Origin of the sequence: Plasticicumulans sp., assembly GCF_035331805.1 — a bacterium.
Taxonomy (GTDB): Bacteria; Pseudomonadota; Gammaproteobacteria; order Competibacterales; family Competibacteraceae; genus Plasticicumulans.
Genome location: NZ_DAOLKE010000098.1, coordinates 1 through 11095, shown reverse-complemented (window position 1 = coordinate 11095; position 11095 = coordinate 1). Strand labels below are relative to the sequence as shown.

Below are 11095 nucleotides of genomic sequence, written 5' to 3'. Positions count from 1 at the left end.
GAATACCGGCCTGTCACGCCGGGGGTCGCGGGTTCGAGCCCCGTCCGCTCCGCCATTCCCTGTTTTTCCCGTTTCCAGTGCGCGGCCTCACCGGCGCCGATCGTGCGCCCTGTGGCTGGCCATTGCGTTAGACTGGAGCCACATCCGTTGCGGATGATGCCGGCGAACAGGGTAACTGCATGGAGCCGGCGCATCCGTGTTCCGTCTCTCCGTCACGGAAATCCTGTTCATGCTGCAGACGATCCGGGACCGTGCCTCAGGCTGGTTCGCTTACCTCGTGTTCGGAATGCTGCTCATTCCGTTCGCGCTCTGGGGCATCAACTATTACACCCATGACGGAACCGCGCCGTTCGTCGCCCGGGTCAACGGCGAAGAGATCGGGCTGGCGCGTTACCAGCAGACCCTGCAGAACCAGCGTGAGCGGCTGCGTCAGGGCGGCGTGCAGGATGTCGACGAGAACCGGCTCAAGCACATGATCGTCGGGCAACTGATCGACGAGCGCCTGCTGGAGCAGTTCACCCGCGCCGAGCACATGCGGGCCGGCAACGTGCAGGTCTCGGCCTGGGTGCAGTCGGTCGAGGCCTTCCGGGCCGGTGATCGCTTCGATCCCGAAACCTATCAGGCCGTGCTGCGCCGCCAGGGTTATACGGTCACGGACTTCGAGAACATGCTGCGCACCTCGCTGGCCACCGATCAGCTGCGTCAGGGGCTGGCAGCGACCGCGCTGCTCAGCACGACCGACCGCAGCCGGCTGATCGAACTGGTCGCGCAGAAGCGCGATTTCGAGGTGCTGACGCTGGCGCTGGCGCCGGTCAGCGCGCGTCAGAGCGTCGATGACGCGGCCATCGAGGCCCGTTTCCGCGCGCAGCCGCAGGCCTATGTCTTCCCCGAGCAGCTGCGGCTCGAAGTGCTGGATCTGAGCCCGGATCTGCTGCTGTCGCGGGTCGGCACGCCGCAGGACGCCGACCTCAGGGGCCTGTACACGCAGCAGCAGGCCAGCCTCGGCCGGCCGGAAACCCGCACCGCCTCGCACATCCTCGTGCGCGTGCCGGACGGCGCGAGTCCCGCGCAGGTCGAGCAGGCGCATCAGCAGGCGCTCGGCTACCGCGAGACCGTCGTCAGCGGCAAGGAAAGCTTCGAGGCGCTCGGCAAGTCCCTGGCCGGCACGGCCAACGTCGAGGTCGGCGATCTCGGCGCGCTCGAGCGCGGCGTCATGGACCCGGCTTTCGATCAGGCGCTGTTCGGTCTCGGCAAGGTCGGCGATCTCAGTGAACCGGTGCGCACCGATTTCGGCTTCCACGTGATCCGGCTCGATGCGGTGACGCCGGGCAGCGTGCCGCCGTTCGAGGAGGTCCGGGCGCAGCTCGTGCAGCTCTGGCAGCGCCAGCAGGCCGAGAGCGCATTCTTCGATGCTGCCGACCGGCTCTCGACGCTGGTCTTCGAAAACCCCGACAACCTGAGCACCGCTGCCCGCGAACTCGGCCTGCAGACGCGCACCAGCGACTGGCTGACGCGCAGCGGCAGTGACGATCCGCTGCTCAACGATGCGCGCGTGCTGGCGGCGGCGTTCTCGGACGAGGTGCTGAAGGACGGGCGCAACAGCGAGCCGGTGCAGCTCGATGCCCAGCACGTCATCGTCGTGCGCGTCGCCGAGCATCGCGATGCCAAGCCGAAGACGCTCGCCGAAGCGCGCGAGCAGATCGTCGCAGAGCTGAAGGACAGTCAGGCGCGCGCCGAACTGGCGAAGGCGGCCGAGCAGCTGATGCAGGCCGTGCGCGATGGCACGGCGCCGGAGGCGGCGGCGCAGGCGGCCGGTGCGACGCGCCAGGCTCCCGGCCCGCTGACCCGCAACGCGGCGGTGCTGACGCCGGAACTGCTGCGCGCAGCCTTCCGGGTGCCGCCGCCGGCTGGCAGCCAGCCCGCGCTCAGCGTGCTGGAGCTGGCCAGTGGCGACCGGGCGGTGATCGTGCTGAAGTCCGTGCAGCCCGGGACCGAGGCCGACGTGGCGGAAGCCGATCGGCAGGCGCTCACGCAGCGGGCGGCGCTGCAGTCCGGCGAGCGCGACTTCCGCGGCCTGCTCGATGCGCTGCGCGCGGCGGCGAAGATCGAGAATCGCGCCGACACGCTCTGATTGCGCGGGCGACCGGCCTGTCCGGATACCGGGTCGGTCCGGATCAGGACCGGCCCGGACATGCGCGGGCCCGCTGCCGTCGATCCGGCAGCGGGCCCGCGTCGTGTCCGCCTTGAGGAGCGGGGGCGCTTACAGGTTCGCCATCGCGACGTTGTGGAAGCCGCCGTCGACGTAGACGATCTCGCCGGTCATGCCGGAGGCCAGGTCCGAGCACAGGAAGGCCGCGACGTTGCCGACTTCATCGATGGTCACGCACTGGCGCGTCGGCGCGGCGGCCTCGAAGGCTTCGAGCATCTTGCGGAAGCCGGCGATGCCGCTGGCCGCGAGCGTGCGGATCGGGCCGGCCGAGATGGCGTTGACGCGCACGCCGTGCGCGACGAACTTGCCGTCGGCGTCGAGCTGCGCCGGACTCAGCGTTGCGGCCAGATAGCGGACGTTGGCTTCGAGGCTGGCCTTGGCGAGGCCCATGACGTTGTAGTTCGGGATGCTGCGCATCGCGCCGAGGTAGCTGAGCGTCAGCAGCGCGCCGCCGGCACGCAGCTTCGGGCGCGTGGCCTTGGCGAGGGCCGCGAAGCTGTAGGAACTCACGTCGTGGGCGATGCGGAAGTTCTCGCGCGAGATGCCGTCGAGGAAGTCGCCATCGAGCGCCTCGCCGGGCGCGAACGCCACCGAATGCACGACGATGTCGTAGCCCTCGGGCCAGGCGCCGGCGAGGGCTTCGGCGACGGCGTCGATCTCGGCATCGTTGCTGACATCGCAGGGCCAGGTCAGCGTGCTGCCGAACTCGGCGGCCATCTTCTCGACGCGGGGCTTGAGCTTGTCGTTCTGGTACGTGAACGCGAGTTCGGCGCCTTCACGGTGCATGGCCCGGGCGATGCCGTAGGCGATCGAGCGGTTGCTGGCGAGACCGACGATCAGGGCGCGCTTGCCGGCGAGAAAACCCATGGAGGACTCCTGTGGTCATTTGCTATCGTCGAAAGCCGGCCGTTCCCGGCTCCCGGTCAATCCTGAAAGCATAACCTGCGGGTTTCCGCCCTCAAAGGATCGCCGATGGCCCGATTCCGCCTGCCGGCCGTCGCCGGCACCTGCCTGTTCCCGCTGCTGCTGCTGTCCGCGCCGCTTCACGCCGGGCCTGCGGTCGCGCTCGGCTATGCCCCGAAGTACGGCCCCGGCTTCACGCATTTCGAATACGTGAATCCCGATGCGCCCAAGGGCGGCACGCTGACGCTCGATGCGATCGGCGGCTTCGACCGCCTGAACCCGTGGCTGCTGAAGGGCACGCCGGCGGCCGGCGTGGCGGACCTGATGTGCGACACGCTGGTCGAGCAGTCGCGCGACGAACCCTTCAGCGTCTACGGCCTGCTCGCCGATGACATCGCGCTCGCGCCGGACAGGCGCTCGGTGCGCTTCCACCTGCGGCCCGAGGCGCGCTTCGCCGATGGCTCGCCGGTGCGCGCGGCCGACGTGAAGGCGAGCTTCGACACGCTGACCGGCAAATTCGCGCATCCGCAGTACCGGCTGTACTGGGCCGACGTGCAGGCCGCCGTCGTCGAGGATGCGCAGAGCGTGCGCTTCGAGTTCGCGCGCGAGAACCCCGAGCTGCACCTGATCATCGGCCAGATGCCGGTGTTCGCGGCGAAGTGGATCGAGGGGCGCCAGTTCGACGAGATCGTGCGCGAAGCCCCGCTCTGCAGCGGGCCGTATGCGCTGGAGGGTTTCACGGCCGGGCGGCGCATCGAATACCGGCGCCGGCCCGACTACTGGGCGGCGGAGCTGCCGGTGCGCCGCGGCCAGTACAACTTCGATCGCGTGGTGTTCGAGTACTTCCAGGATCAGGCGGTCGCGCTCGAAGGCTTCAAGGCCGGCGTGTTCGACGTGGCCCAGGTCAACATCGCCAAGCAGTGGGTGCGCGACTACACCGGGCCGAAGTTCGACAGCGGCGAGCTGGTCAAGGCCGAGCTTGCGCACCGCAACAACGCCGGCATGCAGGCCTTCGCGTTCAACCTGCGCCGGCCGCTGTTCCAGGACATCCGCGTGCGCCGGGCGCTGGCGCTGGCCTTCGACTTCGAATGGTCGAACCAGACGCTGTTCGAGGGCCTGTACCGGCGCAGCAACAGCTACTTCACCAACAGCGACCTGGCCGCGAGCGGCGTGCCGCAGGGCGCGGAACTCGCCCTGCTCGAACCGTTCCGCGCGCAGCTGCCGGCGGAGCTGTTCGAGCGGCCCTGGCAGCCGCCGTCGACCGAGGCGCCGGGGTCGCTGCGCGACAACCTGCGCGCGGCGCTGGCGCTGCTGAAGGAGGCCGGCTGGACGCTCGCCGACAACGTGCTGGTCAAGGAGGGCCGCAGGCTCGAATTCGAGATGCTGCTGGTCAACCGCGGCTTCGAGCGCGTGATCGCGCCGTACGCGAAGAACCTCGAACGCCTCGGCGTGCGCCTGAACTACCGCACCGTCGATACCTCGCTGTACCAGCAGCGCGTCGACAACTTTGACTTCGATGCGCTCGTGCAGGTCTGGCCGCAGTCGCCGTCGCCCGGCAACGAGCAGTCCGGCAACTGGGGCTCGGCGAGCGCCGACCAGCCCGGTTCGAACAACCTGCTCGGCCTGAAGGACCCGGTCGTCGACGCGCTGCTCGCGAAGCTCGTCTATGCGCCGGATCGCGCCGCGCTGGTCACGGCCGCGCACGCGCTCGATCGCGTGCTGCTGTGGGGCGATTACGTCGTGCCGAACTGGTATTCGCCGGTGCACCGGCTGGCCTGGCGCAACCGCTTCGCGCATCCGCAGACGCTGCCGCTGTACTACCAGCCGATCGACTGGGTCATCAGCAGCTGGTGGGCGAAGTAGGGCATGGCCGCCTATCTCGCCCGCCGCGTGCTGCTGATGGTGCCGACGCTGCTCGGCATCCTGCTGGTCAGCTTCACGATCATCCAGTTCGTGCCGGGTGGCCCGGTCGAGCAACTGGTCAACGAGCTGACGCACCGCGGTGCTGCCGGCGAGGCGAGCAGCGGCGGCGGCAGCGGCGTCGCCTACCGCGGCGCGCAGGGGCTCGGGCCGCAGGAGGTCGAGGCGATCCGCAGGCTCTACGGCTTCGACAAGCCGGCCATCGAGCGCTTCGCCGACATGGTCGTGCGCTATGCGCGCTTCGATCTCGGTGACAGCTACTTCCACCACCGCTCGGTGCTCGGGCTGATCGCCGACAAGCTGCCGGTGTCGGTGAGCCTCGGCGTCTGGAGCTTCCTGATCCTGTACGCGGTGTCGATCCCGCTCGGCATCCGCAAGGCGCTGCAGGACGGCTCGCGCTTCGATGTCGCCACCAGCACGCTGATCCTGGTCGGCTACGCGATCCCCGGCTTCGTGCTCGGCCTGCTGCTGCTGGTGCTGTTCGGCGGCGGCAGCTTCTGGCAGGTATTCCCGCTGCGCGGCCTGACCTCGGAGGGCTGGGAGCAGCTGCCGTGGTATGCGCAGGTGCTCGACTACCTGTGGCACCTGGTGCTGCCGATCACCGCCTCGACCGTCGGCGGCTTCGCGGTGATGACGCTGCTGACCAAGAACAGCTTCCTCGAAGAGATCCGCAAGCAGTACGTGCTGACGGCGCGCGCCAAGGGCCTGACCGAGCGCGCCGTGCTGTACCGGCACGTGTTCCGCAACGCGATGATCCCGCTGGTCACCGGCTTTCCGGCGGCGTTCATCGGCATGTTCTTCACCGGCAGCCTGCTGATCGAGACGACCTTCTCGCTTGATGGCCTGGGGCTGCTGTCCTACCAGTCGGTGCTGCGGCGCGACTATCCGGTGGTCATGGGCACGCTGTACCTGTACACGCTGCTCGGCCTGCTCGCGAAGCTGCTGTCGGATCTGTCCTACGTGCTGGTCGATCCGCGCATCGGCTTCGAATCGGTGGACCGGTGAGCACGCCGGCGGCAGATGCCGCGCCGCTGCCGGCCGGCCTGTCGCCGCGCGCGCGGGCCTGGCGGCGCTTTCGCGCCAACCGCCGCGGCTGGTGGAGCCTGTGGATCTTCGGCGTGCTGTTCGGACTCAGCCTCGGCGCCGAGCTGCTGTCGAACGACCGGCCGCTGCTCGTGCACTACGAGGGCGCGTACTACTTCCCGCTGCTGAAGACCTATCCGGAGACCGCGTTCGGCGGCGACTTCGACACCGAGGCCGACTACCACGACCCCTACCTGCGCGAGCGGCTGGCCGGGGGCGACAACTGGCTGCTCGATCCGCCGAACCCCTACCGCTACGACACGATCCGCCTCGACGGCCAGCGCGCCAATCCGGCGCCGCCGTCCGCGCAGCACCTGCTCGGCACCGACGACCGCGGCCGCGACGTGCTGGCGCGGCTGATCTACGGCTTCCGGCTGTCGGTGCTGTTCGCACTGGCGCTGACCGTGGTCGGCACCGCGCTCGGCGTGCTCGCCGGCGCCCTGCAGGGCTATCTCGGCGGGCGCACCGACCTGCTCGGCCAGCGGCTGATCGAGATCTGGTCCTCGCTGCCGGAGCTGTACCTGCTGATCATCTTCGCGTCGCTGTTCAATCCGAGCGTCTGGCTGCTGCTCGCGCTGCTCGCGGCCTTCGGCTGGATGGGGCTTGCCGACTACGTGCGCGCCGAGTTCCTGCGCGGGCGCAACCTCGACTACGTGCGCGCGGCGCGCGCGCTCGGCGCCGGCAACCGCACGATCATGTTCCGCCACCTGCTGCCGAACTCGCTGACGCCGGTGCTGACCTTCCTGCCGTTTCGCATCAGCGGCGCGATCGTGGCGCTGACCAGCCTCGATTTCCTCGGCCTCGGCGTGCCGCCGGAAACCCCGAGCCTCGGCGAGCTGCTGGCGCAGGGCAAGGAGAACCTGAGCGCCTGGTGGCTGTCGGCCGGCACCTTCGTCGTGCTGGTCGGCACGCTGCTGCTGCTGATCTTCATCGGCGAGGCGCTGCGCGAGGCGGCGGATACGCGCCGTGGCTGAAGTTGAAGTCCTGCCGCCGCCGCGGGAGGTGCTGCTCGCGATCGAGGAGCTGAGCGTCGGCTTCGGCGCGCCGGGCGCCGCGGCCGTGCGTGCGGTCGATGGCGTCAGCTTCACGATCGCGCCCGGCGAGCGGCTGGCGCTGGTCGGCGAGAGCGGCTCCGGCAAGTCGGTGACCGCGCTCGCCGCGCTCGGCCTGCTCGATGCCGCGCAGGCGCAGGTGAGCGGCAGCGTGCGTTTCGCCGGCCAGGAGCTGCGGGCCCTGCCCGAGGCGGCGCTGCGCCGGCTGCGCGGCCGGGAGATCGGCCTGATCTTCCAGGAGCCGATGAACGCGCTGAACCCGCTGCACCCGGTCGGCCGCCAGATCGCCGAGGGCCTGCGCCTGCACTTCGGTCTCGATGCCGGTGCCGCCTGGCAGCAGGCGGTCGGGCTGCTGGAACGTACCGGCATCCCCGAGCCGCAGCAGCGGGCGCTTGCCTACCCGCACATGCTCTCCGGCGGCCAGCGCCAGCGGGCGATGATCGCGATGGCGCTGGCCTGCCGGCCGAAGCTGCTGATCGCCGATGAGCCGACCACGGCGCTCGACGTGACGCTGCAGGTGCAGGTGCTCGACCTGCTGCGCGAACTGCAGGCCGAGTTCGGCATGGCGATCCTGTTCATCAGCCACGACCTGAACCTGGTGCGCCGCTTCGCCGGGCGCGTCTGCGTCATGCACCGCGGCCGCATCGTCGAGCAGGGGCCGGTCGAGGCGGTGTTCACGGCGCCGCGCGAGCCGTATACGCGCACGCTGCTCGCGAGCCGCCCGCAGCGGCTGATCCCGGACGGCGAACATCCGGCGCAAAGCGGCGCCGAAGCGCTGCTCAGCGCGCGTGGTGTCGATGTGCGCTTCGTGACGCGCCGCGACTGGCTCGGCCGGCCGCGCGCCGCGGTGCATGCGCTGGTTGCGACCGACCTCGACGTGCATGCGGGCGAGACGCTCGGCATCGTCGGCGAGAGCGGTTCGGGCAAGTCGACGCTCGGGCTCGCGCTGCTGCGGCTGCTGCCGGCTGCCGGGCGCATCGTCGTCGACGGGCAGGAATGGAGCGGACTCGGCCAGCGCCGGCTGCGGCCGCTGCGCCCGGCCTTCCAGGTCGTGTTCCAGGACCCGTTCGGCTCGCTGTCGCCGCGCATGACGGTGGAGGACATCGTCGGCGAGGGCCTGCGCATCCACCGTCCGGCGCTCGATCGCGCGCAGCGCCGTGCCCGCATCGTCGCTGCGCTCGACGAGGTCGGCCTGCCGGAAACCGCGCTGTGGCGTTATCCGCATGAGTTCTCGGGCGGCCAGCGCCAGCGCATCGCGATCGCGCGGGCGCTGGTGCTGGAGCCGAAGCTGCTGCTGCTCGATGAGCCGACCAGCGCGCTCGATGCGACGGTGCAGAAGCAGGTGCTGGCACTGCTGCGCACGCTGCAGCAGCGCCACGGCATGAGCTACCTGTTCATCAGCCACGACCTGGCGGTGATCCGCGCGCTCGCGCACCGCGTGCTGGTGCTGCGCGGCGGTCAGGTCGTGGAGTCCGGCGAGACCGCGGCGCTGTTCTCGGCGCCGCAGCACCCGTACACGGCCGCGCTGCTCGAAGCCGCGCTGCTGCCGGGCGCCGGTGCACCGGCGCCGGCCGGCTGAAGCCGGGACGGGAATCCCCCGGCCGGCGCGAAACTCTTGGCCGGCTTCAGCCGCGCGGGATGTCGTCGGCGATCGCGTCGACGTAGACGACGACGGTGCGGCCGGCTTCGAGCGGCTCGCCCGCCGGCGTCGAGGCCGGCAGATCGTTCCAGCGGCGCAGATCCTCGATCGCGACGCTGTACTGCCCCGAGAGCACGGCCAGCGAATCGCCGGGGCGCACGGTCAGGTTGATCGTCAGCAGCCGGCGGATGCGCTCGCGCAGCGGTACATCGCCGGCGAACAGGCCGTCGCCGGCTTCCGCCGGCCGGTGCTCCGGCTTGCCGGGCTTTTTCGCGCGCGCAAGCCGCCCGGTCTGGGGCTTCGGCCGCTGCGCCGGGGCTGCGGCCATGGTCAGGCGCACCGGGCCGCGCGCCGGCACCAGCACCTCGCGTCCGGCCGTGAAGCTCAGCGTCGCACCGGCCTCGCGGTTGACCTCGCGCAGCGCCGCAGGGCTGGTGTCGAAGCGCTCGGCGATTGCCTCGATCGTGTCGCCCGGCGCCAGCCGGTAGCCTTCCCAGACCGCGAGCTTCGTGCCCTCGATGCGCGGGCGCACGCGCGCCAGCGCCTCGGCCCGGGCCTTCGGCAGCAGCAGCTCGGTGCTGCCGGTGTCGTCGCGACCGCGCAGCCGGGCGTTGTAGCGCAGCAGTTCCTCGCGGCTCAGGCCGGCGGCGGCGGCGGCGAGCATCGGGTTGACGCCGGGACCGAGGTCGACATGGGTCAGCGCCGAGTTCTCGCCGGCATCCGGCAGGTTCAGGCCGAAGCGCTCGGGGCTCGCGATCATCTGCGACAGCGCCAGGATGCGCGGCACGTACTCCTGCGTGATGCGCGGCAGGTCGAGGTCCCAGAACGCGGTCGGGCGGCCGGCGCGGCGGTTGCGCTCGATGGCGTTCTGCACGGTCTTCGGACCGGCGTTGTAGGCGGCGAGCGTCAGCAGCCAGTCGCCGTCGAAGTTGCGGTTCAGGCGCGCCAGGTAATCGAGCGCGGCCTCGGTCGATGCCTTGACGTCCTTGCGCTCGTCGACGCCGCGACCGAGGCTCAGGCCGAGATGCGTGGCGGTATCGGGCATCAGCTGCCAGAGGCCGGCGGCGCGGCCCGGCGACACCGCGTTCGGCCGGTAGCCGCTCTCGAACCACGGCACCAGCGCGACCTCGGCCGGCATGCCGCGGCTCTGCGTGGCATCGAGCACGAAGTACAGGTAGTTCGAGGCGTTGTCGGCCACCGAGGCGATGCTGCGCGGGCGCAGCGACTGCAGCTGGCGCTGCACGTCCGGGTGCGAGGTGTCGGCAAAGGACAGCTGGCCGCGCAGCCGCTGCCAGAGATCACCGTCATCGGTGGTGGCGGCGAAATCGGCGGGGGCGGGGCGCTGGGGCGCCTGGGCACAGGCAGCGAGCAGCAGGGCCGCCAGCGCGGCGGCCCCGGTACGGATCGACGACATCGGTGCGATACCTTCGGTTCGGGTTGTATCGGCCCCGGATCGTTATGCCGCCCGTGCATCCGTGCGCGTGGCGGTCGCCGTACAGGCGTCGTCGGCCGTGTTGCTGCGTGTGTTACTTTGTTGCGGCGGCAATCTAGCGGTGGCGGCGGAGCGTGGCAAGCCTGCGGCGCGCACGCAACAAGGCCCGCTCAGCAGGTGCATGATCCTGATCTTCCACAAGAAAAACAGCCTGCGCATCGCCGGTTACGCCGGTCTCGACGCCTGGTACGGCAGCGGTTTCGGCCAGCGTCTGGCCGGGGCCGAGCATGCCCAGCTGGCCGCGCTGCTGCCGCTGCTGTTCGGCTGGCACGCGGTGACGCTGGGGGCGCCGGGCGGGCATGACTGGCTCGCGGCGAGCCGCATCGGCCATAAGCTGCGCATCGTTCCGGTCCCGGCCCTGGCCGGCGAGGTCTGCGCCGATCCGCTGGCGCTGCCGCTGCGGCCCGACAGCCTCGATCTGGTCGTCGTGCCGCACCTGCACGAATTCGTTGCCAGGCCCGAAGAACTGTTCGACGGCATCGGCACGGCGCTGATCCCGGACGGACACGTCGTCGTGCTCGGCTTCAATCCGCTGCTCGACGGCGGCATCTGGCGGCTGCTGCGCGTGCGCGAGGCGCGGCTGCCGGCCGGGGCGCGCCTGTATGGCAGTGCCGTCGTGCGCGGCTGGCTGCGGCGTGCCGGCTTCGAGACCGACGCCGTGCGCTTCCACTGCCGCTGGCCCTGGGACGGTGCGCTGCGGCTGCGGGGCTGGCCGGCGGCGCTCGGTGCCTGCGGTTACCTGATCGTCGGGCGCAAGCGCGTCTCGACGCTGACGCCGGTGCGCCCGCGCTGGCGCC

At 70.8% G+C, this 11095-nt stretch carries 8 protein-coding genes; 6 read left to right on the top strand and 2 right to left on the bottom strand.

Features of this window, described 5'->3' with window-relative positions:
- Window positions 1-229 precede the first annotated feature (229 nt).
- Window positions 230-2131: a SurA N-terminal domain-containing protein gene (locus PKE44_RS08995; protein WP_324550267.1), complete on the top strand. Its 1902-nt coding sequence runs from the start codon at window positions 230-232 to the stop codon at window positions 2129-2131.
- A 129-nt stretch (window positions 2132-2260) separates the two neighbouring features.
- Here PKE44_RS08995 and PKE44_RS08990 read toward each other — a convergent pair whose 3' ends face one another.
- Window positions 2261-3076, bottom strand: a complete 816-nt coding sequence (locus PKE44_RS08990; protein WP_324550265.1) for an enoyl-ACP reductase — start codon at window positions 3074-3076, stop codon at window positions 2261-2263.
- 105 nt (window positions 3077-3181) lie between these two features.
- Here PKE44_RS08990 and PKE44_RS08985 point away from each other — a divergent pair, with 105 nt between their 5' ends.
- Genes PKE44_RS08985 through PKE44_RS08970 form a run of 4 tightly spaced genes read left to right on the top strand, consistent with a single transcriptional unit; the run spans window position 3182 to window position 8746 of the window.
- A complete protein-coding gene (locus tag PKE44_RS08985) occupies window positions 3182-4975 on the top strand; it encodes an extracellular solute-binding protein (protein WP_324550262.1) in 1794 nt (597 codons plus the stop codon).
- Window positions 4976-4978: 3 nt separating this feature from the next.
- Entirely contained in the window at window positions 4979-6037 is a 1059-nt protein-coding gene (gene yejB / locus PKE44_RS08980; protein ID WP_324550260.1) for a microcin C ABC transporter permease YejB, read from the top strand.
- A complete protein-coding gene (locus PKE44_RS08975) occupies window positions 6034-7089 on the top strand; it encodes an ABC transporter permease (RefSeq protein WP_324550258.1) in 1056 nt (351 codons plus the stop codon). The genes yejB and PKE44_RS08975 overlap by 4 nt, the downstream gene beginning before the upstream one ends.
- Entirely contained in the window at window positions 7082-8746 is a 1665-nt protein-coding gene (locus PKE44_RS08970) for a dipeptide ABC transporter ATP-binding protein (RefSeq protein ID WP_324550255.1), read from the top strand. Before PKE44_RS08975 ends, PKE44_RS08970 begins: the two co-directional genes overlap by 8 nt.
- 46 nt (window positions 8747-8792) lie before the next feature.
- On the opposite strand, the gene PKE44_RS08965 is transcribed toward PKE44_RS08970, so the two are convergent.
- Entirely contained in the window at window positions 8793-10220 is a 1428-nt protein-coding gene (locus PKE44_RS08965) for a transglycosylase SLT domain-containing protein (RefSeq protein ID WP_324550253.1), read from the bottom strand.
- Between the two features lie 199 nt (window positions 10221-10419).
- On the opposite strand from PKE44_RS08965, the gene PKE44_RS08960 reads away from it, so the two are divergent.
- On the top strand, window positions 10420-11095 hold a 676-nt coding region (locus PKE44_RS08960), incomplete at its 3' end, for a methyltransferase domain-containing protein (protein WP_324550250.1).